Genomic DNA, 22,028 nt, shown 5'->3' with positions numbered 1-22,028 from the left:
GACTTACGAGGCTTCCGACAGTGCCCTAGGAACTGGCCTGATGGGTGCTCTCGCTGGAACTTGGATCGGCTTGGTTGTGGTGGCGGTGCGCAGTTCGTTGAGGAGTCACCGCGAGCGTCGCGGAGAACCCTGAGGCGGCGGCACGACCCGGTGACCGCCGGCGGCTGGCAGGGCGGGGCGGGAGTAGCAGGACGCGCGGCCCGGCGTGGCCGTCCGGTGACCGGCGCCCACGCCTCACATTCCAGGCGGCCTGACGTCGACGCCGGGACGGTCACCGTCCGGCAAGCGCAAGTCGAGTTGGACACCGGTGAGCTGGTCATCGGGCCGCCCAAATCGCGTGCGGGGCTGCGGACGGTGGCACTCCCCCGAGCGATCATCCCGGAGCTGCGGCGGCATCTCGGCAACCTCACCGGCTCGGAACCCGAAGCGCTGATCTTCACCGGCAAGCGCGGCGGGGTCCTGCGGCGGGCGAACTTCCGGCGGGCGTCCAATTGGGGTGAGGCGGTGGCCAAGCTGGGCGTTCCTCACCTGCACTTTCACGACCTCCGGCACACGGGCAACACGTTCGCGGCCGAGTCCGGCGCGACGCTGCGTGACCTCATGGAGCGGATGGGGCATGACAGCGTGCGGGCCGCGCTGATCTACCAGCACCGGACGGCGGGCGGTAACCGGGCGATCGCCCGAGCGATGGACGAAAAGATCAACAAAGCCGACCCGGATGACGACGATGGGGCGGCCGGAGCGCTCGCGATCGTGGGCTAATGGCACGCTAGTGGCACGAGACCCCGTTTCCGATCTTGGAAACGGGGTCTTTTGGCTGGTGGGCGCGGCAGGTTTCGAACCTGCGGCCACTCGCTTGTAAGGCGAGTGCTCTACCCCTGAGCTACGCGCCCGCGTTGCCGGGAAAGCGTACCTGGTTCTTGGGGGCGATCGCGAAGCGGCAGGGTCAGGAGGGCAGTGGATCCAGACGCCCTTGGGTTCGGTGTAGGCGTCCAGGGCGTAGGGGCCCATCTCGCGGCCCCAGCCGCTGGACTTGAAGCCTCCCCAGGGGGCGGCGGGGTCGGGGACGGGGGGCATGTTGACGAAGACGGCGCCGGCGCGGATATCGGCGGCCAGGCGGTGGGCGGTGGACAGGTCGCGGGTCCAGAGGGAGGCGGCCAGGCGGAAGTCGGTGTCGTTGGCGCAGGCGGCGAGGGCGTCGGGGTCGTCGTAGGCGAGGACGGCCAGGACGGGGCCGAAGATCTCCTCGCGGGCGATGGTCATGGTGTCGGTGACGCCGGCGAAGACCGTGGGCGGGTAGAAGAAGCCGGGGCGGTCGGCGCGGGCGCCGCCGGTGACCAGTTCGGCGCCCTCGGCGAGGCCGGTGCGGACGTGGGCGTCGACGCGGTCGAGGTGGTCGAGGGTGACCAGGGGGCCGATCTGGGTGCGGGGGTCGAGGCCGGGGTCGAGGCGGAGGGACGAGGCGGCGGCGAGTTTCTCGGTGAACTCGTCGGCGCGGCGGCAGTCGACGTAGAGGCGGGTGTAGGCGGCGCAGACCTGGCCGCTGTTGAGGAGGGCGCCCTGCAGGTTGCCTTCGACGGCCTGGTCGATGTCGGCGTCGCGGGCGATGATGCTGGGGGCCTTGCCGCCGAGTTCGAGGGTGACGCGCTTGAGGTTGCCGGCGGAGGCCTGGACGATCTCGCGTCCGACGCTGCTGGAGCCGGTGAAGGATATCTTGTCGACGCGGGGGTGTGCGGCGAGGGCGCGGCCGGTGGCGGGGCCGCCGGTGAGGAGGTTGACCACGCCCGGCGGGAAGCCCGCGCGCTCGCAGAGCTCGACCAGGCGGACGGTGGTGAGGGGCGTCTGCTCGGCCGGTTTGACGATCACCGTGTTGCCGCAGGCGAGGGCCGGGCCAGCTTCCAGGCGGCGATCATGAGGGGGAGTTCCACGGGGTGATCAGCGCGCAGACGCCGACGGGCTCGCGGCGGACGTAGTGGAGGGTGTCGGGGAGGGAGACCGGGGAATGGTCCGCCGCGGCGGACCATTCCCCGTTGATGAAAAGGCGGGTCTGCGTGCGTCTTAGCTTGGGGTTCGGTGTCCGTGCGGTCTTGTGCGTGGCGGTACGGGGGTTGTCTAGGGCCGTAGGACGGTGACCCGGTACTCGCGGGGGGTGGCCCCGTAGGCGGCCTTGAACAGGCGGCTGAAGTGCGCGGCGTCGACGAAGCCCCAGCCCGCGGCGATCGCGCTGACGGGACGGTGCAGCTGGAGGGGGTCGCGCAGGTCCCGGCGGCAGTGCTCCAGGCGGCGCTCCCTGATCCACGCGGAGACCGTCGTGCCCTCCTCGCGGAACAGGTTGTAGAGGTGGCGGGACGAGACGTAGTGTGCGGCGGCGATGGTGTCCGGGGACAGGTCGGGGTCGTCCAGGTGGCGCTCGATGTAGGCGCGGACGCAGCGTCAGGGTGCGGCGCCGCGCGTCCGGCGCGGGGGCGTCGAGGTGTTCGGCGAGCAGGGTGGCCAGGAGGTCGACGATGTTGTCGCCGAGCCGGAAGCCTTGATCGCCGATCTCGTCGAGGCGTCCGGCGAGCTGGACGAGGAGCGCCGACAGCAGGGCGCCGACGCCTCGGCGGCCGGAGACGCGGGTGGCGGTGATCCCGGCGACGGCCTCCTCCGGCAGGTGCAGCAGGCGGCGCGGGAGCATGAGGACGAGCTGCCGGTAGGGGTCGTCGAACGCCAGCGTGTAGGGGCGGGCGGTGTCGGTGACCGTGAGCGCGCCCAGCTCGGCGCAGCGCATGCGGCCGTCGAAGCGCTCGGGACGGGACGTCTCCGTGCGCAGCGGCACGAACGCGTCCGTCACGGCGGACCGCCAGTGGTCGAACCGGTCGGCGGCCGGGAGGTCCGATGTCGCGATGAGCGTGGACATGCGCGTTTCCCCAGATCAGGCTTCTGCCGTCCACATGGTGCCCCGTCCGGGCCGGGCGCGCCGGTCCCGGACGGGGCGGCGGCTCAGGTCATGGCCTCGCGGACGAGGTGGGTGTCGGTGAACTGCTCGAAGCCGGTGATCAGCCCGTCCTCCACCCGCCACACGTGGACGAACCGGACGCGCATCCCCTTGCCGGTCGCGCGGTGGGTGCCCGAGTAGTGGCCGATCGCGACGACGGTCCCGTCGCCGCCGTCGACCAGTTCGTCGGGGTCGGCGCGGAAGCCCTTCCAGTCCGCGCCGAGGCGGCCGAAGACCCCGGCCTTGATGGCGTCCGTCCCGACGTAGGTGCCCGCGTAGGGGAACCCGGCCATCTCGGTCCACGCCACGTTCTCGGCGAACTTCTCGACCATGCCGGCCAGGTCGCCGCGTTCCGAGGCCGCGTAGTGGGCCTTGACGATGTCGTACGCCTCGCTCATGTGCCGTCCTCCCGGTGTCAAGGAGCAAGTCCAGCGTCTCAGAGTGCCGTGGTTCTTTGCTCTGCCCGAACAGTGCTTGTCCGTCGCGGCACGGTCAGGACGCCGGCGTGAGGTGGTTCGCGGCCGCCGAGCCCGCGGGGCCCGCGCCCACCACGATGACGTCGTGCGTCACAGGTGCCGGCCGAACCAGTCGGCGGCCTGCGCGGTGACCTCTTCGAGGGCTCCGGGCTCCTCGAACAGGTGGCCCGCCCCGGAGATCACGTGCACCTCGGACGAGGCGAGGCTCCGGTGCGCCCGCTCGTTCAGCTCCAGGACCTCGGTGTCGCGCCCGCCGACGATCAGCAGGACGGGGGCCCGGACCCGTGCGAGGGACGGGCCCGCCAGGTCGGGGCGCCCGCCGCGGGAGACGACCGCGGCGATGCGGGGGCGGGCCGCGGCGGCGCCGAGCGCGGCGGCCGCGCCGGTGCTCGCCCCGAACAGGCAGATGGGGAGGCCCGCCGTGTGGGGGGCGGATTCGAGCCCTTCGGCGAGGCCGTCGACCGCGCCGACGAGGCGGCGCGTGAGCAGGTCGATGTCGAAGCGGAGGGCGGCGGTGAGCCGGTCGGCCTCCTCCTCGGGCTCGGTGAGCAGGTCGATGAGGAGCGTCCCGAGGCCGGCGGCGTTGAGGCCGGCGGCGACCGCGCGGTTGCGGGGGCTGTGCCGGGAGCTGCCGCTGCCGTGCGCGAAAAGGACGACGCCCCGCGCGCCGTCCGGTATGTCCAGGTCGCCCGCCAGCTCGGCGTCGGGCAGCCCCAGCGTGATCATGTGTTGGGCGGCTCGGCGCTGATGTCGGCGAGGGCCGAGCGCTCGTCGCGCTGGACGGCGAGGTCGCCGATGGACACCATGCCGATCGGGCGGTCGCCGTCGACGACCGGGAGCCGGCGGACGGTGTGCGCCCGCATCAGCCGCACGGCCTCGTCGGCGTCCGCCCCGGGCCCGACCGTGATCAGGTTGGTGCTGCAGATCTCGGCGACGGCCGTGCGGGACATGTCCCGGTGCTCGGCCACGGCGCGGACGACGATGTCGCGGTCGGTGACCAGGCCGCGGAGCCGCCCCTCGTGGACCACCAGGACGTCGCCGATGCCGTGCCGGCGCATGAGATCCCCGACCTCGACCAGGGTCGTGTCCGGGGACACCGCCACGGGCGCGGGCGTCATGACTTCGTTCACCTTCTGGCCCATGCGAGACCTCCCTCGGTGGCTCGCGTACCCAGCGGCGGACGGGATATGTCTGGCCGCGGCAGGTCTAGGCGGGCGAGTCGGGGCCCTCCCGCTCGGCGAGGAAACGCTCGAACTGCGCGCCGAGCTCGTCGGCGGTCGGCATGTCCTGCGACTCGGCCAGCAGGTTGTCGCGCTCGGCGGCGCCCGCGAACGCGTCGTACTGCTGCTCCAGCGCCCGCACGACCTTCTCGACCTCGTCGTTGCCGTCGACCTGCTCGGCGATGTCGGCGTCGGTGGCGGCGGCCGCCTCCCGCAGCCCGTCGACCGGCAGGACCAGCCCCGTCGCGGAGACGACGGCCTCCATCGCGGCGACCGCGGCGGCCGGGTAGGCGGACTGCGCCAGGTAGTGCGGGACGTGCACCGCGAACCCGACGGCGTCGTGGCCCGCCTCGCCGAGCCGCAGCTCCAGCAGCCCCGCGGCGCTGCCCGGCACCTGCACCTTGTCGAACCAGGAGTTGCGGGTGATCAGCTCGGGCCGGGTGGCGTGCGAGGTGGTGCCGACGGGGCGGGTGTGCGGGACGCCCATCGGGATGCCGTGGAAGCCGACGACCAGGCCGACGCCGAGCCGCTCCACCAGGTGCACGACGGACGCGGTGAAGCCCTCCCACAGCCGGTCGGGCTCCGGCCCGGACAGCATCAGGAACGGGCTGCCGACCTCGTCGTGCAGCAACCGGACGACCAGCTCGGGCGCCTCGTAGGCGGCCCAGTGGTCGCGGTCGAACGTCATCGGCGGGCGGCGCGCCCGGTAGTCGATCAGGGAGTCGACGTCGAAACGGGCGATGACGCGGTGCTCCAGCGCCTCCAGGAGGTTCTCCCGCACAAGCTGCCCGGTGGACCCCGCGTCCACGAAGCCGTCCAGGCTGTGCAGCAGCACCGGACCCGTCATCTCCGGCAGATCGGAGTCGAGCTCGTACAGATCCTCTGGGTTAAGCAACTTCTCCCCCACCTCTACATGTCCTCAGACAGACTATCCACTGCGGTGCGGCGGGTGCCGGGGCCTCCGGCACCCGCCGGGCCGCGGGCGGTGGACGGCTCGGGTGGGGCGGCCGTCAGCGCAGGCGGGCCTCCTCGAAGACTCGGCTGGTCAGGAAGTCTTCGGGGTGCAGGGTGGTGAGGGCCTCGCGGTCCACCTCGCCCGGATGGGCCAGGAGGCGGTTGGCGTGGCGCAGGCGGGCGCGCTCTATCGCGTTGCGGACGGAGCGGGCGTTCGCGAAGCGGGGCCGGGCGCGGCGGCGGGCCAGGTAGTCGCGGAAGACGGGTTCGGTCTCGGGGGCGAGGGCGTAGCCCTCGCGGTCCATCATCAGGCGGCCGATGGCCTCCAGCTCGGCGGGCTCGTAGTCGGGGAAGTCGATGTGGTGGGCGATGCGGGAGCTCATGCCGGGGTTGGAGGCGAAGAAGGAGTCCATGCGGTCCTTGTAGCCGGCGAGGACGACCACCAGGTCGTCGCGCTGGTTCTCCATGACCTGGAGGAGGATCTCGATGGCCTCCTGCCCGTAGTCGCGCTCGTTCTCGGCCCGGTACAGGTAGTACGCCTCGTCGATGAACAGGACGCCGCCCATGGCGCGCTTGAGGACCTCCTTGGTCTTGGGCGCGGTGTGGCCGACGTACTGGCCCACGAGGTCGTCGCGGGTGACGGAGACCAGGTGGCCGCGGCGGACGTAGCCGAGGCGGTGCAGGAGCTCGGCGAGCCGGACGGCCACGGACGTCTTGCCCGTCCCTGGGCTGCCGGTGAAGCACATGTGCAGGTTGGGGCGTCCCGACTCGATGCCGAACCGGGCCCGGACGCGGTCGACGAGTAGCAGCGCGGCGATCTCCCGGATGCGGGTCTTGACGGGGGCGAGGCCGACGAGTTCGGCGTCCAGGGCCGTGAGGACGGCGTCGACCTGGGAGTCGGCGCGCTCCTTGGCGAGGTCGACGCGGGCGCCGGCGGGGAGCGGCTCCGCCGCGGGAGCCTCCTGGGGATCCGCCGGGGAGCCGTTCTGCCGCATCCCGAAGCCCTGCCGTGTCCCGAAGCCCTGCCGCGTCTCCGGGCCGGGGCGCTCGCTCAACGTCCCGCCCCGTAGCGGTCCCCCTCGGGACGGTCGAGGGCGTAGGGGTGCAGCGTGTAGCGGACGCGCCGGTCGGAGGTCTCGGTGCGGTCGAGCCGGAAGCCGGGCTCCTCGGCCGGGCGCTGGACGATGAACGACAGCGCCGTCGTCTGCCGCCCGTAGCGGGCGTCGTAGGCGTTGAGCCGGACGTAGCGGTCCGGGTAGGCCTTGCGGCACTCGTTGACCTCGTACAGGACGCCGGCCGGGTCGGTGAGGTCGAACATCGGCAGGCCCCACATCTCCCAGTAGGAGTTGCGCGGGTGGGGGTCGTCGGTGAACTCGACCGAGCAGGGCCACCCCTGGTCCAGGGCGTAGGCGATCTGCTTGGCGATGTCGTCGTCGGTGAGGTCGGGCAGGTAGGAGAAGGTGCCTTGGGTGATCCGCATGTCACACGCTCACGGGGGTCGGGGCGGCGTCGGGGGTGTCGGTGGACTCGTAGGTGAAGGTGATGTCGCCCCAGGTGGACAGGGCGACGTCCAGCTCGCGGCTGTGCTTGGCGGCGGCGCGCAGGATGTCGGGGCCCTCGGCGAGGTAGTCGCGGCCCTCGTTGCGGGCCTTGATCATCGCCTCCAGCGCGACGCGGTTGGCGGCGGCCCCGGCGGCGATGCCCATCGGGTGGCCGATCGTCCCGCCGCCGAACTGCAGGATCGAGTCCTCGCCCAGGTAGTGCAGGAGCTGGTGCATCTGCCCGGCGTGGATGCCGCCGGACGCGACGGGCATCGTGCCCGGCATCGACGCCCATTCCTGGTCGAAGTACAGGCCCTTCACCGGGTCGGCCTCCACGCGGTCGAGGCGGAGGGTGTCGTAGTAGCCGCGGACGCTGTTGGGGTCGCCTTCGAGCTTGCCGACGACCGTCCCGGCGTGGATGTGGTCGACGCCCGCGAGGCGCATCCACTTGGCGATGACGCGGAAGTTCACGCCGTGGGTCTTCTGCCGCGTGTACGTGGAGTGGCCCGCGCGGTGCAGGTGCAGGATGACGCCGTTCCTGCGCGCCCACTTGGCCATCGACTGGATCGCCGTGTAGCCGACCGTGAGGTCGATCATCACGATGACGCTGCCGAGTTCCTTGGCGAACTCGGCGCGCTCGTACATGTCCTCCATCGTCGCGGCGGTGACGTTGAGGTAGTGGCCCTTGACCTCGCCCGTCGCGGCCTGCGCCCGGTTGACGCCCTCCATGCAGTACAGGAAGCGGTCGCGCCAGCGCATGAACGGCTGGGAGTTGATGTTCTCGTCGTCCTTGGTGAAGTCGAGGCCGCCGCGGAGGGCCTCGTAGACGACGCGCCCGTAGTTGCGGGCCGACAGGCCGAGCTTCGGCTTGACGGTCGCGCCCAGCAGGGGGCGGCCGAACTTGCCGAGGTGCTCGCGTTCCATGACGATGCCGTGCGCCGGGCCCTGGAACGTCTTCACGTAGTGGGCCGGGATCCGCATGTCCTCCAGGCGCAGCGCCTTCAGCGCTTTGAACCCGAAGACGTTCCCGATGATCGACGACGTCAGGTTCGCGATCGAGCCCTCCTCGAACAGGTCGAGGTCGTAGGCGATGGAGGCGATGAACTGGTCGCCCTGCCCGGGGACGGGCTCCACCTTGTAGCACTTGCCCTGGTAGTTCTCGTAGGAGGTGAGCCGGTCGGTCCACACGACCGTCCAGGTCGCGGTGGACGACTCGCCCGCGACGGCCGCGCCCGCCTCCTCCGGCGGCACGCCCTGCTGGGGCGTGATGCGGAAGGCGGCGAGGATGTCGCTGTCCTTCGGCTCGTAGTCCGGGCGCCAGTAGCCCATCTCCGCGTAGGGGATCACGCCCGCCGACCATCTGCCCGCGCTCATCGCCGCTCTCCTTCAGCCGAAGCCTGGATGTGGCGGGACGCGGCGCGCCGACCCGGTGGAGGACGGCATGTCCCAGGGGATCGGGGTGGAGCGCCGCGTCCCGGCCACGTGGAACCGTGACGCGTCCGAGAATCGCCTTCCAACACTTGCGATGTCCATCAAGTGTTCTACGGTGACCCTTGAGCATTCGCTTGAACAAGGAGGCCGGACGTGACGGAGGCGCGGCTGCGGGCGCTCGTCGCGCTCGCCGACACCGGGTCTGTGCGGTCGGCGGCGCGGCGGCTGTACGTGACCGAGTCGGCGGTGTCGGCGGCGGTCGCGGCGCTGACCCGGGAGCTCGGCGTCCCGCTCGTCTCGCGGGAGGGGCGGGGCGTCAGGCTGACCGGCGCGGGCGCGGTCTACGCCGGGTACGCGCGGCAGGTGCTCGGGCTGCTGGAGGAGGGGCGGGCGGCGGCGCGCGGCGCGGCCGACCCGGGGCGCGGGCCGCTGCGGCTGGCGGCGGTGACGACGGCCGCCGACCAGGTCCTGCCCGAGCTGCTGGCCTCGTTCCGGGCGCGCTGGCCGGACGTCGAGCTGGCCCTGGAGGTGGGGCCGCGCCGCCAGGTGTGGAGCAGCCTGGCCGCGCACGAGGCCGACCTCGTGCTGGCGGGCCGCCCGCCCGCCGGCGTCGCGGCGACCGTGCTGGCGAGGCGGCCGAACGAGCTGGTCGTCGTGGGCGCGCCGGAGCTCGCTGCGGGGTTCGCCCTGGCCCGCACGCCGTGGGTGATGCGCGAGCCCGGGTCGGGGACGCGGGCGAGCGCGGACGCCTACCTGGCCGAGCGCGAGGCGGCGCCGCCGCGGCTCGTGCTCGGCTCCAACGGCGCCGTGATCGCGGGCGCGGCGGCCGGGCTCGGCGCGGCGCTGGTCTCGCGGGACGCCGTCGGCGCGGAGCTGGACACCGGGCGGCTCGTGGTGATCGACGCGCCGGGGATGCCGCTGGACCGGCCGTGGCACGCGGTGGCGGGCGCGGCGCCGACCGCGACGACGCTGCTGTTCGTCCGGCACCTGCTGGAGGCGCCCGGCTGGCGGCCCGCTGCGGCTACGGCCCCCCAGTGATCACGACAGGCTCCACAGTGATCACGGCAGGCTCCACAGGGATACCGACAGCAGGGCCAGGCTGACGGCGATCAGGATCATCGCGGCCGACCGACCGCCCTCGCCGGACGGGGCGGCGCTCCGGCGCGTCAGCAGGACCACGAAGCTCAGGAGGAAGCCCGCGGCGACGACGTCCATCGCCACGGCGAGCCCCGTCATACCCCCACCATCCGCATCATCGGAGCAACCCTAGAGGAGCACGGCCCTTCGCAGGTGCGGTCTTCACAACGCGGTCTTCACCACACGGTCTTCACCACACCGTCTTCACAACACCGTCCTCACAGTGCGGTCCCTCACATCGGCGCTGCGGCGCGCATGAACGGCCCCGATCGCGTCAGAATCGTGTTCGGAACCGTGAAAGGGGCCTTCATGACCGCCGACCGCCCGTACGACGTCGTCCTGTTCGGCGCCACCGGCTTCACCGGCGCCCTCACCGCCGAGTACCTCGCCCGGCACGCCGATCCCGGCACGCGCTGGGCGCTGGCGGGGCGCAACCAGGCGAAGCTGGCGGCCGTGCGCGACCGGCTGGCCGAGCTGGACCCGGCGTGCGCCGAGCTGCCGCTGCTGCACGCCGACACCACAGACGCGGCGTCGATCGAGCAGATCGCGGAGTCGGCGCGGGTCGTCATCACGACGGTCGGCCCCTACGTGAAGTACGGCGAGCCCCTGGTGGCGGCGTGCGCGCGCGCTGGGACGGACTACGTCGACCTCACCGGCGAGCCCACGTTCGTCGACCGGATGTACGTGAAGTACCACGACGCCGCGGTGCGCAGCGGGGCCCGCATCGTGCACGCCTGCGGGTTCGACTCCATCCCGCACGACCTCGGCGTGTACTTCACGGTCAAGCAGCTCCCGGAGGGTGTCCCCCTGCATGTCGAGGGGTTCCTGCGGGTGCGCGGGGACGCTTCGGGCGGCACCCTGCACTCGGCCGTCGGCATCTTCGGCGACGCCGCCGGCATGGTGCGCGCCGAGCGCGAGCGTCGCAAGGTGGAGGAGCCTCCCGCCGGGCGCAGCGTGCGGATCTCGCGGCGCCCGGCGCCGAAGGCCCGTGTCGGGGGCGGCTGGACGCTGCCGCTGCCCACCATCGACCCGCAGATCGTGGTCCGGTCGGCCGCGGCCCTCGACCGGTACGGTCCCGACTTCTCCTACGGCCACTACGTCGCGGTCAAGCGGCTCGCCACCGCGGCGGGGATGGCGGCGGGCTCGGGCGCCCTGCTCGCCCTCGCCGCGCTCCCCCCGACCCGCAGCCTCCTGCTGCGGCTCCGCACGCCCGGCGACGGGCCGTCCGAGGAGCGGCGCGCCCGCAACTGGTTCAGCGTGAAGTTCGTCGGGGAGGGCGGCGGGAGGCGCGTCGTGACCGAGGTCGCGGGCGGCGACCCCGGGTACACCGAGACGGCGAAGATGCTCGCCGAGTCGGCGCTGTGCCTCGCCCACGACGACCTGCCCGCGACGTCCGGGCAGGTCACGACGGCCGCCGCGATGGGCGACGCGCTGGTCGACCGGCTCGTCAAGGCCGGGATCACCTTCCGCGTCCTCGACGCGGGCTGAGCACCGGCCCCTCAGAGACGGCGCGGCCTCAGAGACGGCGCGGCCTCAGAGACGGCGTGATCTCAGGGACGGCCGCGGCCGGGGATGGGGATGACGGCCTCGACGGTCGTCCCGACGCCGGGGCGGCTCGTGACCGCGACCCGCCCGCCGAGCAGTTCGGCCCGCTCCCGCATGCCGCGCAGCCCGTAGGAGTCGGGGCGGCGTCCCCGGCCGCCCCGCGCGAGGACGTCCCGCATCGAGAAGCCGCACCCGTCGTCGGCCACCTCCAGCCGGACCCGGTCGCTGGAGTGCTCCAGCAGCAGGTCGACGCGGCTCGCCGACGCGTGCCGCAGGCTGTTGCCGACCGCCTCCTGCGCGATCCGGTACAGCGCGGTCTGGACGTGGTCGGGCAGCTCGTCCTCCAGTTCGCCGTCGACGGTCACCGTCACGTCGAGCGCGCCCCGCGCGGCGGAGCCGTCCCCGGCCTCCCGGGCCAGGGTGGCGAGGGCCGCCGACAGGCCGAGGTCGTCCAGGACGGGCGGGCGCAGCCCCCCGATCGCCGCGCGGGTCTCGGCCGCCGCCAGCTCGCACAGCCGGCGCGCCATCATGATCTGCGCCAGCCCCTCGGGATGGTGCTCGGGCAGCGCCCGCTCGGCCGCCGACAGGTGGAAGCCGAGGCTGGCGAGCCGCTGGGCGATGCCGTCGTGGATCTCCCGGCTCAGCCGCGACCGCTCGGCCTCCTGCGCCTCCACGGCCCGCTCGGCGAACCGCTCGGCCGCGTGCTCGCGCTCGCGCGCGGTCCGCAGCCGCCGGCACGACGACAGCACCGGGGCGAACAGCCCCGCGAGCGCGGTGGCGAGCGCGACGTCGTCGGGCGGGCACGGCCCGGCGGACCGGACGTCCACGACGGCGATCACGATGCCGTCGCCGTGCACGGGGATCGCGGCGCCCCGCCCGTCCGGGTGGGCGCGGGCGCGGCCGTGGGCGGCGACCCGGCCGACCTCGCCCTCCCCCAGCGGGACGGGCGCGCCCCGCCATTCCAGGACGCGCTCCTCGTCGTCCAGGACGTACACGTCGCAGAACGTCAGCGCCCGCGCGGACCGCACGACGAGTTCGGCCAGCTTCTCGGCCATCCGCGGCAGCTCGCGGTCGGAGCAGGCCACGCCGGCGACGCGCACGAGCAGGTCGCTCCCGCGCCCGGCGAGCAGTTCGAGCGGCCGCGGGCCGGTCACCGGAACAGCCCCTCGCGCAGCGCGACGGCGATCGCCGCCGACCGGTCGGCCACCTCCAGCTTGCGGTACAGGGCGCGCAGGTGGCTCTTGACCGTCTCCTCGCTGAGCACGAGGCGCGCGGCGATCGCCTTGTTCGACAGGCCCCCCACCAGCAGCGACAGCACCTCGCTCTCGCGCTGGGTGAGGCCGCGGTTGGCGCCCGGCCAGAACTCGCCGCGGGTCAGCCGCGCCGCGGTCACCGCCATCCGCCCGGCGAGCGTCGGGTCGATGACCGTCTCGCCCTGCGCCACCTCCTCCAGCCGCCGGACCAGCTCCGGCCCGTCGACCCGCTTGAGCAGGTAGCCGCCCGCCCCCGCGCGCAGCGCCTCGAAGACGTACTGCTCGTCGTCGTACACCGACAGGAACACCACGCGGGCCTCCGGGACGCGCCCGGTGATAAGGCGGCACAGGTCGAGGCCGCTCTCGGGGCCGAGCCGCACGTCCAGCAGGACGACGTCCGGGCGCAGCGCGGTGACCAGCCGGGCCGCCTCGTCCCCCGTCCCCGCCTGCCCGACGACGCGCACCCGGCCGGAGAACCCGGCCAGCATCGCGGTCAGCCCGGCGAGGATCATCTCGTGGTCGTCGACCAGGACGACGCGTACGGGGACACCCATCCCGGCACGATAACAACCAAAGCTACTCACCAGTAGCCCCTATCGGGACGGGCCACCCGCGGTTTCACCCCCGCTCTCCCCTGAATGGGGGACGAGCCGCCGCGCCGACCGGCCTACGCTGCACAGCGAAAACCGGATTCCGCAGGACGGAGGAGTCAGTGCCCCATCGGATCGTGCATATGCTCCGGGCGCGCGGGTCGGGCCGCCGCCCCGTCATGCTCGCCATCGCGGGGGACAGCGCGGCGGGCAAGACCACCCTGACCAGGGGGCTTGTGCGGTGCCTGGGGGCGGACCGGATGACGGCGGTCTGCGTGGACGACTACCACCGCTACGACCGCGCCGAGCGGGCCGGGAAGCCGTTCACGGCCCTGCACCCCGACTGCAACCACATCGACATCATGGAGCAGCACCTCCAGCTGCTGTCGATGGGCGAGCCGATCCTGAAGCCGGTCTACGACCACGCGACCGGCGGGCTCGTCCGGCCGGAACTGGTCGAGCCCCGCGACTTCGTGATCGTCGAGGGGCTGCTCCCGCTGCACACGCGGCTCGCGCGGGCCTGCTTCGACATCACCGTCTACCTCGACCCGCCCGAGCCGCTGCGCCACTCCTGGAAGGTCAGGCGCGACTGCGACAAGCGCGGCTACAGCCCCGAGCAGGTGAAGGCGGAGCTGGCGCGCCGCGAGCCCGAGAGCGCCGCCTACATCCGCCCGCAGCGCAAGCACGCCGACATCGTCGTCCGGTTCGCGCCCGTCGCCGGGCGCCTCGACCCGCCCGGCACCCCGCTGTCGGCCGAGCTGCTGCTGCGCCCCACCATCGACCACCCCGAGCTCGCCGACGTCCTGGAGAGCGGGCCCGGCGACACCGGGACCGCCCTGCACCTGCGCCTCCACCGCGACACCGACGGCCGCCCCGTGGACGCGCTGCACGTCCACGGCTACGTCTCGCCGGAGGAGTCGCAGGTGGTCAAGAAGGCCATCTGGGAGCGCCTGGGCCCCCGGGCCGGCACCGCCCTGCCCGACCCGGACGCCCTCGGCCGCATCGGCGACACCGGCACCAGCGACCCGCTCGCCATCACCCAGTTGCTGCTGCTGTACCACCTGCTGGACGCCGACCAGCGCCAAGCAGCATGAGCGAAGCGAACGGGGGGCGTGGGGGGCGCCCCAGCAAGAGACGCACATGAGACTCCGCGTGCGTGCGGGGAGGCCCCGGGGCCTGGACCTGTGCCCCGGGCCGCACGCCCGCGGCAGCCGGGAGGGCGCCCTCAGCGGGCGCGAGGGGCGTCCTCCCGGCCCCTACAGCTCGTGCCAGGGGATCTCGGGGCGGTGGGTGGCGACGACCGCCAGCGACTGGCCGCCGCGGATCCTCTCGTCGGGGGCGGGCGCCAGGCGGAAGCGGGCGTCCGGACGGTGCGAGTCGCCCACCGCGAGGAGCGTGCTCCCCCGGCGCAGCAGGGAGATCGCCACGTCCAGGCGGGCCCACTCGCCGGCGTCCTCGGGGATGTCCACGCGGTAGAGGGTGCCGTCGCTGTCGAGCGTGCTGGCCAGGTTGTGGTAGATCGCGGCGATGCCCGGGTTGCGGATCGCGACCGCGGTCACCGCGGGATCGTCGATGTCGACCGGCTCGATGTTCTCGCCGACCAGCCGGAGGGCCTCGGTGATCTCGGCCCGCCGGCCGCCGTCGCGCACCCCCGCCAGCAGGTGGACGGCCGGGTCGCCGTTGCGCCGCAGGTAGGCCTCGACGGTCAGCATCACCCGCACCGTCTCGTCGTCGGTGCGGCCGACCACCAGGACCGTCCGCGCCTGCTCCAGGCACGCCCGCTCGAAGGCGGTGTCGTCGAACGCGACGACGTCGTACAGCTCCGGGTCGGGGTTCTCCCCCGCCAGCTCGCCCGGCCAGAAGACGGTCACGACCGGCGTCTTCGCGAACTGCGGGTCGCCGCGCAGCTGGCGGATGATGGCGACCAGCCCGTCCCGCTCGTAACCGACGATCACGATGTGCCGCCGCCGGTGCAGCCGCGCCTGGCCGTTGGCCCTCATCATGCGTCCCTTCCCCATCCAGAGCGTCAGCTCGGCGAACATCACCAGCCCGGCGGTGAGCCCGGCGACCATGATGAGCACGCCGCCGACCCGGCCGCCGACCGTGGTCGGGGACAGATCGCCGTAGCCGGTGGTCGTGCCGCTGACCAGGAAGTACCAGATGTACTGGTGGGGCTTCTTGATGTCGGCGCCCGGTTCCTCGAACACCGCGATGAGCAGCCAGCCCACCGCGAAGGCCGTGAGGAGGACGAGCGCGGGCGCGCGCCACGTCCGCCCGGTGATCCGGTGCACCAGGCGCATCAGCACGATCGGCATTCGCGAAGCGTGGCACCGGGCAAAATGCCGCGTCAAGCCCGATATGCCCGGTGAAGGGCCAGGTCAGGCCACGTCGGATCCTCCGTCCGGCGGGACGGCGCGCCCCTCAGGCGGCCGGGCCTCGTTTCAGGACGCGCGACAGCGCCGCCGCGACCTCCTCGGAGAGGCCGCCGTCGGCGGGAGGCTGGGCGCCCGAATGCACGAGATCGGCCGTGCCCGGCTCGTCCCGGACGGCGTCACGGGTGTGGCCGCAGTCGCGGCACTCCACCTCGCCGAGCCGGCACACCAGCGCGGCCGAGCCGCACTCCGAGCAGCGATCCAGGGCGTCCGCCCAGTCGTGGACGGCCTGGCACCGGGGGCAGATCAGGACCTGGTGGTCCGCCCGGACCCCGCGCTTCCACGGGCTCGCGCCGCGCACGGGGTCGGTCTGCCGCGCCCCGCAGCGGAAGCAGGGCATCACACCTCCAGGGGTGCGGGGGCCGGTTCCGGCCACCCGGTCCCGAGGGCCGTGAGGTGTGCCGGAACCGGTCCGTTCAGCTCAGAGCCCGGCGAGCGCCTTGCGGTACTCGTCGATGTCGCGTGCGTCCGGGATCGCGTTCACGACCTTCCAGCGGACCACGCCCTCGGTGTCGATGATGAAGGTGCCGCGCAGCGCCACGCCCTTGGCCTCGTCGAACACGCCGTAGCGCTGCGCCGTCCCGCCGTGCGGCCAGAAGTCGGCCAGCAGCGGGAAGCTGAAGCCCTCCTGGTCGGACCAGGCCCGCAGCGCGAACATCGAGTCGACCGAGACCGCGAGCACCTGCACGTCGGCGCCGGCCCCCGCGACGAGGCTCGACAGCTCGTCGCGCAGCGCGCACAGCTCTCCCGTGCAGACGCCGCTGAACGCCAGCGGATAGAACACCAGCATCACGTTCTTGCCGCCGCGGAAGTCCGACAGCTTCACCGGCGCGCCGTGCTGGTCCTTCAGTTCGAAGTCCGGCGCGGCGTCGCCTACGTTGACCGACAAATCGTCTCCAGCCCCGGCTCTACTTGTGGCCCTTGGGTGCGACGAGCCGCGTGCCGGACCACTCCCTGGCGGCGCTGACGCTGCTGGTCTGCGAGAGGCCGGCGGTCTGCGCGGCCTCGCCGATGTCGCTCGGCTCGACGTGCCCGTCGCGGCCCGCCTTCGGCGTCAGCAGCCAGATGTTGCCGCCCCCGGTCAGCGGGATCATGGCATCGGTCAGGCCCTCGAACAGGTCACCGTCCTCCTCGCGCCACCACAGCAGCACGATGTCGACCACGTCCTCGTAGTCCTCGTCGACCAGCTCGTTCCCCGTGAGCTCCTCGACGGAGCGGCGGAGCTCCTCGTCGACGTCCTCGTCGTAGCCGATCTCCTGCACCACCTGGCCCGCCTTCAGGCCGAGCCGTTCGGCCAGGCTGCGCTCAGACTGCGCCTGACCCGCGGTCGCGCTCACGAAAGTCCTCCCATTGTCGTCAGTCCGCACGGTCCGTGCCCGTATGGCTCTCGGCCCCCCGGGACGGGTGGCCCGTCCGCACCTGTGCGGTGTTTGCCGGACAGTCCACACAAGTGTGGGCCCCTTGCGCAAGTGTCTTCCCGGCTTTTGGTGGCCCCATTGGCCCGATTACGAAGATCCCCGTCACAGGGCGCCCACCCACGGTGACCCCCGGAGGGTTCGCGCTGCTCATTCCCGCACTGCGAAGGAGACGCCCCTCCACAGCTCCAACGCTACTCATCTCTGCTCCTTGTGGGGGGACGACCCCCCACACCCCCCGGTTCGCTGCGCTCATCCTTTGAGAAACGACAACCTGACCTGCCTGTCGGGGTTGTCGACGTTGAGGTCGACCAGCGCCACGGACTGCCACGTCCCCAGCGCGAGCCGCCCGCCGACGACCGGCAGGGTCGCGAACGGCGGCACGAGCGCGGGCATGACGTGCGAGCGCCCGTGCCCCCGCGATCCGTGCGCGTGCCGCCAGCGGTCGTCCGCGGGCAGCAGGTCGCCCAGGGCCGCCAGCAGGTCGTCGTCGCTGCCGGAGCCCAGCTCGATGATCGCCACACCCGCGGTGGCGTGCGGGACGAAGACGTGCAGCAGCCCGTCGCCGCCCGCCGAGGCGGCGAAGCGCTCGCATTCCGCCGTGATGTCGTGCACGGCCTCGCCGGTACCGGTGGCCACCCGGACCACGGTGCTCTCCATGGTCCCGTGTCTACCCCATCCGCGGCCCCGGACGCATCCGCGCCCGGACGGATCCGCGGCCGGCGGCGCGCACCTAGCGGGACGCCTTCGCGCGCGGCTCGATGACCGCGTCGGGCCCCGGGTACACCAGCCCCTCGTGGCCGTCGTCGAAGCAGACCAGGAAGGGCGGGCCGCCGTCCGGGCCCCGCACCTCGATGATCTCGCCGGTCCGGTCGGGCTGCCCCACCACGTTGCCGTGCACGTGAAGCCGGTCTCCGGTCTTTCCGTTCATCCTTCCACCCCCAAGCTCGCCGGCCCGCCGCCGGGACGGACCGCGCCGGGCATGTGAGCGCTCGTTCGCTCCCCGCCTCATACGTTCCCCGCCCTCCGCCGGAGGGAATCTCCCGGCCGAGTGAAAAAGGCGGTTCCGGCCGGGTCGGTCCCCGTCCTGACCGGGGAGGATGGTTACTGATTGGTAGAGATGCGTTAGCCGTGATAACCGGCGACGATGGATCACATACCAAGGCGACGAACAGTCTGCCGGGACCGGCGGCCTCCCGCGCGGCGGCCCAGGTCTGACCTGCACAGACGGTAAGGACAGAGGGGACCCCGTGGCTTCCGGACGTCAACGCTTTTCGATCATCAGCGACGGGCTGCCGAGCCAGCTGCCCGACATCAACCCGGACGAGACCCGGGAGTGGCTGGAGTCGCTGGACACGGTCATCAAGACCGAGGGCCGCGGCAGGGCGCGCTACGTGATGCTGCGGCTCCTGGAGAGGGCGCGCGAACTCCAGGTCGGGGTGCCCGGCCTGCGCAGCACCGACTTCATCAACACGATCCCGCCGGAGTCGGAGCCCTGGTTCCCCGGCGACGAGCACGTGGAGCGGCGCATCCGCGCCTACATCCGGTGGAACGCCGCGATCATGGTGTCGCGGGCGAACCGCCCCGAACTCGGCGTCGGCGGCCACATCGCGACCTACGCCTCCGCCGCCTCGCTCTACGAGGTCGGGTTCAACCACTTCTTCCGCGGCAAGGACCACGGCGAGTCCGGCGACCAGGTGTTCATCCAGGGCCACGCCGCTCCCGGCATCTACGCGCGCGCGTTCCTCGAAGGACGGCTGCCCGAGGAGAAGCTCGACGGGTTCCGGCAGGAGCACTCGCACCCCGGCGGCGGCCTGTCGTCCTACCCGCACCCGCGGCTCATGCCGGACTTCTGGGAGTTCCCCACGGTGTCCATGGGCCTGACCGCGATCGACTCGGTGTACCAGGCCCGGTTCAACCGGTACCTGTACAACCGCAAGATCAAGGACACGTCCCGCTCGCACGTGTGGGCGTTCCTCGGCGACGGCGAGATGGGCGAGCCGGAGTCGCTCGGCGCGATCGGCCTGGCCGCCCGCGAGGAGCTCGACAACCTCACCTTCGTCGTCAACTGCAACCTCCAGCAGCTCGACGGCCCGGTGCGCGGCAACGGGAAGATCATCCAGGAGCTGGAGTCGTTCTTCCGCGGCGCCGGCTGGAACGTCATCAAGGTCATCTGGGGCCGCGACTGGGACCCGCTGCTCGCGCAGGACGTCGACGGCGTCCTGGTCAACCAGATGAACACGACGCCCGACGGCCAGTTCCAGACGTTCTCCGTCGAGTCCGGCGAGTACATCCGGGAGAAGTTCTTCGGCGACGACCCGCGGCTGCGCAAGATCGTCCAGCATCTGTCGGACGACGACCTGCGCAAGCTGTCGCGCGGCGGGCACGACTACCGCAAGGTGTACGCGGCGTTCAAGTCGGCCCGCGAGCACGTCGGGCAGCCGACCGTGATCCTCGCGCACACCATCAAGGGCTGGACGCTCGGCTCGGACTTCGAGGCCCGCAACGCCACCCACCAGATGAAGAAGCTCACCAAGGCCGAGCTGAAGGAGTTCCGGGACCGCCTCTACCTGGACATCCCCGACTCGGCGCTGGAGCAGCCGCTGCCGCCGTACTACCACCCCGGCGAGGACTCCGAAGAGATCCAGTACATGCGCGAGCGCCGCGCGGCCCTGGGCGGGTTCCTGCCGAAGCGGGTCGTGCGGGCCAAGACGCTCAAGCTGCCGGGCGACCCCGTCTACAGCGAGCTGAGGAAGGGGTCCGGCAAGCAGAACATCGCGACGACCATGGCGTTCGTCCGGCTGCTCAAGGACCTGATCAAGGACGAGAACATCGGCGCCCGGTTCGTACCGATCGCGCCGGACGAGTACCGCACGTTCGGCATGGACTCGCTCTTCCCCACGTCCAAGATCTACTCGCCGCACGGGCAGACCTACGACGCCGTGGACCGCAAGCTGCTGCTGTCGTACAAGGAGGCCGAAAGCGGCCAGATGCTCCACGAGGGCATCAGCGAGGCGGGGTCGATGGCCTCCACCATCGCGGCGGCCACCGCCTACGCCACCCACGGCGAGCACATGATCCCGGTCTACATCTTCTACTCGATGTTCGGGTTCCAGCGGACCGGCGACCAGATGTGGGCGCTCGGCGACCAGATGGGCCGGGGGTTCCTGCTCGGCGCCACCGCCGGCCGCACGACGCTCACCGGTGAGGGCCTCCAGCACGCCGACGGCCACTCCCCGCTGCTCGCGGCGTCCAACCCCGCGTGCGTCCACTACGACCCGACGTGGGCGTTCGAGCTGGCCCACATCGTGAAGGACGCGCTGCGGCGCATGTACGGGTCGTCCGAGGAGCACCCCCACGGCGAGGACATCTTCTACTACCTCACCGTCTACAACGAGCCCTACCAGCAGCCCGCCGAGCCCGAGAACCTCGACGTCGACGGGCTCCTCAAGGGCCTGTACCGGCACAAGGCGGCCCCGGAGGTCGCCTCCGGGAACGGCGAGGCGCCCCGGGCGCAGATCCTCGCCTCCGGCGTCGGCGGCCGGTGGGCCCTCGAAGCGCAGCGGCTGCTCGCCGAGGACTGGGGCGTCGCCGCGGACGTGTGGTCGGCCACGTCGTGGAACGAGCTGGCCCGCGAGGCCCGCGAGTGCGACGACTGGAACCTGCTGAACCCCGACGCCGACCAGCGCGTCCCGTACGTCAGCCGGGTCCTCGACAACGTCGCCGGGCCGATCGTCGCGGTGTCGGACTACATGCGCGCCGTGCCCGACCAGATCGCGCCGTGGGTGCACGGCGACTACACCTCCCTCGGCACGGACGGGTTCGGGTTCTCCGACACCCGCGCCGCCGCCCGGCGGTTCTTCCACGTGGACGCCGCGTCGATCGTCCTCGCGGTGCTCACCCGCCTCGCCCGCCACGGCGAGATCAAGCCGGAGACCCTGACGGAGGCGATCCGGCGCTACCGGCTGAACGCCGAGGTCAGCGACGTCTTCGCGGGCGGCGTCGGCAGCGCCGAGAGCAACACCGGCGGCGACGCCTGAGCCCGGTGATCGCGGAGGTGTAGGCCGCGATCACCGGCTCGCGCGCGAAGGGCCCCGGGGTTGGTTCCCCGGGGCCCTTCCGCGTCCGGCGTCAGGACGACGCGGGCGTGAAGACGCCGAAGGTGTTGCCGGACGGGTCCTGCAGGTACGCGAACTTGAGGCCGTTGCCCGTGCTCAGCGGCGGCATGGCGACCTTGCCGCCGGACTTCACGGTCTGGTCGCAGGCGGCGTCGACGTCCTCCACGAGGACCAGGAACATCGCGTGGTTGCGGGACGCGTCCGGCTCGTGGGAGATGCCGCCGGAGGGCACGTCGGAGCCCGGGTAGCTGACCAGGTCGTAGCCGTCGCCGTCGGGGTCGAGCGCGAACTTCCAGCCGAACATGTCGCCGTAGAAGCGGCGGGCCTCCTCCGGCGCGTCGGTGCCCACCTGGAACCACGTGACGGTGTTGAACGCGGGAACGGTCATTGGTCTCCTCCTTCGAACGCTGCTGCCCTCAGCGTGGAAGAGGCCCGCGACAGCCCCCTGTCGGAGTTTTCAAAAGACTTCGCGAACCGGAACTCCGCCCACACCACCGTGCGGTCGCCGTCCGTCCGGTACCCCCAGCGGTCGGAGAGGGCTTCGACGACCCGCATCCCGCGCCCGCTCTCGGACCCGTCCTCCGCCTTTACGCGGGGGCGTCTGCCGTCCGCCCCGTCGTCGGCGACCTCCAGGCGGTGAACGCCGTCCCTCACCAGCAGGCTCACCGTGACCCAGCCGCCGTCACCCGAGGCCGTGTGGGCGATGGCGTTGCAGACGGTCTCGCTCCCGACCGTCATCAGATCGTCCAGCACAGGATGCCCAGGGGGCAGCATGTCCCGCAGAAATCGCCGCGCGTTCCGGACCGACCGGTGGACGCCCGGCAGCGTCACCGCGCCAAGCACGACGAGTTCGCCGCTCACCACCCCGCCACCCACGACACTCCACGCCGGGCCGAAGTGGGCGGCGCCTCCCGTCTCGGCGGGGTCCTTCTCGTCTCG

At 72.5% G+C, this 22,028-nt stretch carries 25 protein-coding genes, 1 tRNA gene and 2 pseudogenes; 5 read left to right on the top strand and 23 right to left on the bottom strand.

What is annotated here, in order from left to right; genetic code table 11:
- Nucleotides 1–216 precede the first annotated feature (216 nt).
- Nucleotides 217–762 (top strand): tyrosine-type recombinase/integrase, encoded by a 546-nt coding sequence (locus AB0C87_RS31575; protein ID WP_360580851.1) that lies wholly within the window; start codon nucleotides 217–219, stop codon nucleotides 760–762.
- Nucleotides 763–818: 56 nt separating this feature from the next.
- Here AB0C87_RS31575 and AB0C87_RS31570 read toward each other — a convergent pair.
- From AB0C87_RS31570 to AB0C87_RS31515, 12 genes and pseudogenes are all read right to left on the bottom strand, one after another.
- A tRNA-Val gene (locus tag AB0C87_RS31570) sits at nucleotides 819–893 on the bottom strand.
- 136 nt (nucleotides 894–1,029) lie between these two features.
- Nucleotides 1,030–1,866, bottom strand: a pseudogene (locus tag AB0C87_RS31565) (aldehyde dehydrogenase family protein); the annotation flags it as partial.
- A gap of 43 nt (nucleotides 1,867–1,909) precedes the next feature.
- Nucleotides 1,910–2,035 carry an aldehyde dehydrogenase family protein gene (locus AB0C87_RS31560; protein ID WP_360580903.1) on the bottom strand — a complete coding sequence of 42 codons (126 nt, stop codon included), beginning with the start codon at nucleotides 2,033–2,035 and terminating at the stop codon, nucleotides 1,910–1,912.
- Between the two features lie 77 nt (nucleotides 2,036–2,112).
- Nucleotides 2,113–2,331, bottom strand: a complete 219-nt coding sequence (locus tag AB0C87_RS31555; RefSeq protein ID WP_360580901.1) for a helix-turn-helix transcriptional regulator — start codon at nucleotides 2,329–2,331, stop codon at nucleotides 2,113–2,115.
- Between the two features lie 211 nt (nucleotides 2,332–2,542).
- Nucleotides 2,543–2,770, bottom strand: a pseudogene (locus tag AB0C87_RS31550) (AraC family transcriptional regulator); the annotation flags it as partial.
- A gap of 212 nt (nucleotides 2,771–2,982) precedes the next feature.
- A complete protein-coding gene (locus AB0C87_RS31545) occupies nucleotides 2,983–3,375 on the bottom strand; it encodes a nuclear transport factor 2 family protein (RefSeq protein WP_345178577.1) in 393 nt (130 codons plus the stop codon).
- A gap of 168 nt (nucleotides 3,376–3,543) precedes the next feature.
- Nucleotides 3,544–4,179, bottom strand: coding sequence for a dienelactone hydrolase family protein (locus AB0C87_RS31540; protein ID WP_360580848.1), 636 nt, complete (start codon nucleotides 4,177–4,179; stop codon nucleotides 3,544–3,546).
- Nucleotides 4,176–4,595 carry a CBS domain-containing protein gene (locus AB0C87_RS31535; protein ID WP_345178580.1) on the bottom strand — a complete coding sequence of 140 codons (420 nt, stop codon included), beginning with the start codon at nucleotides 4,593–4,595 and terminating at the stop codon, nucleotides 4,176–4,178. Before AB0C87_RS31535 ends, AB0C87_RS31540 begins: the two co-directional genes overlap by 4 nt.
- 64 nt (nucleotides 4,596–4,659) lie before the next feature.
- The gene (locus AB0C87_RS31530) at nucleotides 4,660–5,568 is read right to left on the bottom strand and encodes a PAC2 family protein (RefSeq protein ID WP_345178581.1); all 909 of its coding nucleotides are present in this window, start codon (nucleotides 5,566–5,568) and stop codon (nucleotides 4,660–4,662) included.
- A 115-nt stretch (nucleotides 5,569–5,683) separates the two neighbouring features.
- A complete protein-coding gene (gene cbbX / locus AB0C87_RS31525; RefSeq protein WP_345178583.1) occupies nucleotides 5,684–6,682 on the bottom strand; it encodes a CbbX protein in 999 nt (332 codons plus the stop codon).
- Nucleotides 6,679–7,107, bottom strand: a complete 429-nt coding sequence (locus AB0C87_RS31520) for a ribulose bisphosphate carboxylase small subunit (protein ID WP_353832770.1) — start codon at nucleotides 7,105–7,107, stop codon at nucleotides 6,679–6,681. Before AB0C87_RS31520 ends, cbbX begins: the two co-directional genes overlap by 4 nt.
- A gap of 1 nt (nucleotide 7,108) precedes the next feature.
- Nucleotides 7,109–8,542 carry a form I ribulose bisphosphate carboxylase large subunit gene (locus AB0C87_RS31515; RefSeq protein WP_345178586.1) on the bottom strand — a complete coding sequence of 478 codons (1,434 nt, stop codon included), beginning with the start codon at nucleotides 8,540–8,542 and terminating at the stop codon, nucleotides 7,109–7,111.
- 210 nt (nucleotides 8,543–8,752) lie between these two features.
- On the opposite strand from AB0C87_RS31515, the gene AB0C87_RS31510 reads away from it, so the two are divergent.
- On the top strand, nucleotides 8,753–9,637 hold the full coding sequence (locus tag AB0C87_RS31510) for a LysR substrate-binding domain-containing protein (protein ID WP_360580845.1): 885 nt from the start codon (nucleotides 8,753–8,755) through the stop codon (nucleotides 9,635–9,637).
- A 21-nt stretch (nucleotides 9,638–9,658) separates the two neighbouring features.
- Here the strand turns inward: AB0C87_RS31510 and AB0C87_RS31505 are convergent, their stop codons facing one another.
- Complete coding sequence (locus AB0C87_RS31505; RefSeq protein ID WP_345178588.1) at nucleotides 9,659–9,835, bottom strand: hypothetical protein; 177 nt, start codon at nucleotides 9,833–9,835, stop codon at nucleotides 9,659–9,661.
- Between the two features lie 210 nt (nucleotides 9,836–10,045).
- On the opposite strand from AB0C87_RS31505, the gene AB0C87_RS31500 reads away from it, so the two are divergent.
- Nucleotides 10,046–11,224: a saccharopine dehydrogenase NADP-binding domain-containing protein gene (locus tag AB0C87_RS31500; RefSeq protein ID WP_360580843.1), complete on the top strand. Its 1,179-nt coding sequence runs from the start codon at nucleotides 10,046–10,048 to the stop codon at nucleotides 11,222–11,224.
- A 62-nt stretch (nucleotides 11,225–11,286) separates the two neighbouring features.
- Here the strand turns inward: AB0C87_RS31500 and AB0C87_RS31495 are convergent, their stop codons facing one another.
- Together AB0C87_RS31495 and AB0C87_RS31490 are read right to left on the bottom strand one after the other, a co-directional pair.
- Entirely contained in the window at nucleotides 11,287–12,435 is a 1,149-nt protein-coding gene (locus AB0C87_RS31495) for a GAF domain-containing sensor histidine kinase (RefSeq protein WP_360580842.1), read from the bottom strand.
- On the bottom strand, nucleotides 12,432–13,088 hold the full coding sequence (locus AB0C87_RS31490; RefSeq protein ID WP_185026208.1) for a response regulator transcription factor: 657 nt from the start codon (nucleotides 13,086–13,088) through the stop codon (nucleotides 12,432–12,434). The genes AB0C87_RS31495 and AB0C87_RS31490 overlap by 4 nt, the downstream gene beginning before the upstream one ends.
- 179 nt (nucleotides 13,089–13,267) lie before the next feature.
- Between AB0C87_RS31490 and AB0C87_RS31485 the strand changes: the two genes are divergently transcribed.
- Nucleotides 13,268–14,218, top strand: coding sequence for a phosphoribulokinase (locus AB0C87_RS31485; protein ID WP_345178679.1), 951 nt, complete (start codon nucleotides 13,268–13,270; stop codon nucleotides 14,216–14,218).
- 162 nt (nucleotides 14,219–14,380) lie between these two features.
- On the opposite strand, the gene AB0C87_RS31480 is transcribed toward AB0C87_RS31485, so the two are convergent.
- From AB0C87_RS31480 to AB0C87_RS31455, 6 genes are all read right to left on the bottom strand, one after another.
- Nucleotides 14,381–15,439: an ion channel gene (locus tag AB0C87_RS31480; RefSeq protein WP_345178591.1), complete on the bottom strand. Its 1,059-nt coding sequence runs from the start codon at nucleotides 15,437–15,439 to the stop codon at nucleotides 14,381–14,383.
- Between the two features lie 106 nt (nucleotides 15,440–15,545).
- Nucleotides 15,546–15,896, bottom strand: a complete 351-nt coding sequence (locus AB0C87_RS31475) for a hypothetical protein (RefSeq protein ID WP_185026212.1) — start codon at nucleotides 15,894–15,896, stop codon at nucleotides 15,546–15,548.
- Nucleotides 15,897–15,977: 81 nt separating this feature from the next.
- On the bottom strand, nucleotides 15,978–16,445 hold the full coding sequence (locus AB0C87_RS31470; RefSeq protein WP_345178593.1) for a peroxiredoxin: 468 nt from the start codon (nucleotides 16,443–16,445) through the stop codon (nucleotides 15,978–15,980).
- 19 nt (nucleotides 16,446–16,464) lie between these two features.
- Complete coding sequence (locus tag AB0C87_RS31465) at nucleotides 16,465–16,893, bottom strand: DUF3052 domain-containing protein (RefSeq protein WP_185026216.1); 429 nt, start codon at nucleotides 16,891–16,893, stop codon at nucleotides 16,465–16,467.
- A gap of 330 nt (nucleotides 16,894–17,223) precedes the next feature.
- Nucleotides 17,224–17,631 carry a YjbQ family protein gene (locus tag AB0C87_RS31460; protein ID WP_345178594.1) on the bottom strand — a complete coding sequence of 136 codons (408 nt, stop codon included), beginning with the start codon at nucleotides 17,629–17,631 and terminating at the stop codon, nucleotides 17,224–17,226.
- A 73-nt stretch (nucleotides 17,632–17,704) separates the two neighbouring features.
- On the bottom strand, nucleotides 17,705–17,902 hold the full coding sequence (locus AB0C87_RS31455) for a DUF1918 domain-containing protein (protein ID WP_360580839.1): 198 nt from the start codon (nucleotides 17,900–17,902) through the stop codon (nucleotides 17,705–17,707).
- A 319-nt stretch (nucleotides 17,903–18,221) separates the two neighbouring features.
- Between AB0C87_RS31455 and aceE the strand changes: the two genes are divergently transcribed.
- Nucleotides 18,222–21,011 carry a pyruvate dehydrogenase (acetyl-transferring), homodimeric type gene (aceE, locus tag AB0C87_RS31450; RefSeq protein ID WP_360580837.1) on the top strand — a complete coding sequence of 930 codons (2,790 nt, stop codon included), beginning with the start codon at nucleotides 18,222–18,224 and terminating at the stop codon, nucleotides 21,009–21,011.
- A gap of 91 nt (nucleotides 21,012–21,102) precedes the next feature.
- Here aceE and AB0C87_RS31445 read toward each other — a convergent pair whose 3' ends face one another.
- Both AB0C87_RS31445 and AB0C87_RS31440 read right to left on the bottom strand, forming a co-directional pair.
- Complete coding sequence (locus AB0C87_RS31445; RefSeq protein ID WP_345178598.1) at nucleotides 21,103–21,477, bottom strand: VOC family protein; 375 nt, start codon at nucleotides 21,475–21,477, stop codon at nucleotides 21,103–21,105.
- Nucleotides 21,474–21,950, bottom strand: a complete 477-nt coding sequence (locus AB0C87_RS31440; RefSeq protein WP_360580835.1) for an ATP-binding protein — start codon at nucleotides 21,948–21,950, stop codon at nucleotides 21,474–21,476. Before AB0C87_RS31440 ends, AB0C87_RS31445 begins: the two co-directional genes overlap by 4 nt.
- Nucleotides 21,951–22,028: the final 78 nt, after the last annotated feature.

It is taken from the genome of Actinomadura sp. NPDC048021 (assembly GCF_040653135.1).
GTDB classification, from domain to species: domain Bacteria; phylum Actinomycetota; class Actinomycetes; order Streptosporangiales; family Streptosporangiaceae; genus Spirillospora; species Spirillospora verrucosospora.
This window is presented reverse-complemented; position numbering and strand designations above follow the sequence as displayed.

Bases quoted from the DNA above. Each gene is read 5' to 3' on its own strand.
- AB0C87_RS31535 (WP_345178580.1), bottom strand. From the start codon at position 4,595: ATGGGCCAGAAGGTGAACGAAGTCATGACGCCCGCGCCCGTGGCGGTG.
- AB0C87_RS31505 (WP_345178588.1), bottom strand. From the start codon at position 9,835: ATGACGGGGCTCGCCGTGGCGATGGACGTCGTCGCCGCGGGCTTCCTC.
- AB0C87_RS31490 (WP_185026208.1), bottom strand. From the start codon at position 13,088: ATGGGTGTCCCCGTACGCGTCGTCCTGGTCGACGACCACGAGATGATC.
- AB0C87_RS31460 (WP_345178594.1), bottom strand. From the start codon at position 17,631: ATGGAGAGCACCGTGGTCCGGGTGGCCACCGGTACCGGCGAGGCCGTG.
- AB0C87_RS31540 (WP_360580848.1), bottom strand. From the start codon at position 4,179: ATGATCACGCTGGGGCTGCCCGACGCCGAGCTGGCGGGCGACCTGGAC.
- AB0C87_RS31480 (WP_345178591.1), bottom strand. From the start codon at position 15,439: ATGCCGATCGTGCTGATGCGCCTGGTGCACCGGATCACCGGGCGGACG.
- AB0C87_RS31475 (WP_185026212.1), bottom strand. From the start codon at position 15,896: ATGCCCTGCTTCCGCTGCGGGGCGCGGCAGACCGACCCCGTGCGCGGC.
- AB0C87_RS31485 (WP_345178679.1), top strand. From the start codon at position 13,268: ATGCTCCGGGCGCGCGGGTCGGGCCGCCGCCCCGTCATGCTCGCCATC.
- AB0C87_RS31545 (WP_345178577.1), bottom strand. From the start codon at position 3,375: ATGAGCGAGGCGTACGACATCGTCAAGGCCCACTACGCGGCCTCGGAA.
- AB0C87_RS31520 (WP_353832770.1), bottom strand. From the start codon at position 7,107: ATGCGGATCACCCAAGGCACCTTCTCCTACCTGCCCGACCTCACCGAC.
- AB0C87_RS31445 (WP_345178598.1), bottom strand. From the start codon at position 21,477: ATGACCGTTCCCGCGTTCAACACCGTCACGTGGTTCCAGGTGGGCACC.
- AB0C87_RS31515 (WP_345178586.1), bottom strand. From the start codon at position 8,542: ATGAGCGCGGGCAGATGGTCGGCGGGCGTGATCCCCTACGCGGAGATG.
- AB0C87_RS31500 (WP_360580843.1), top strand. From the start codon at position 10,046: ATGACCGCCGACCGCCCGTACGACGTCGTCCTGTTCGGCGCCACCGGC.
- AB0C87_RS31455 (WP_360580839.1), bottom strand. From the start codon at position 17,902: ATGAACGGAAAGACCGGAGACCGGCTTCACGTGCACGGCAACGTGGTG.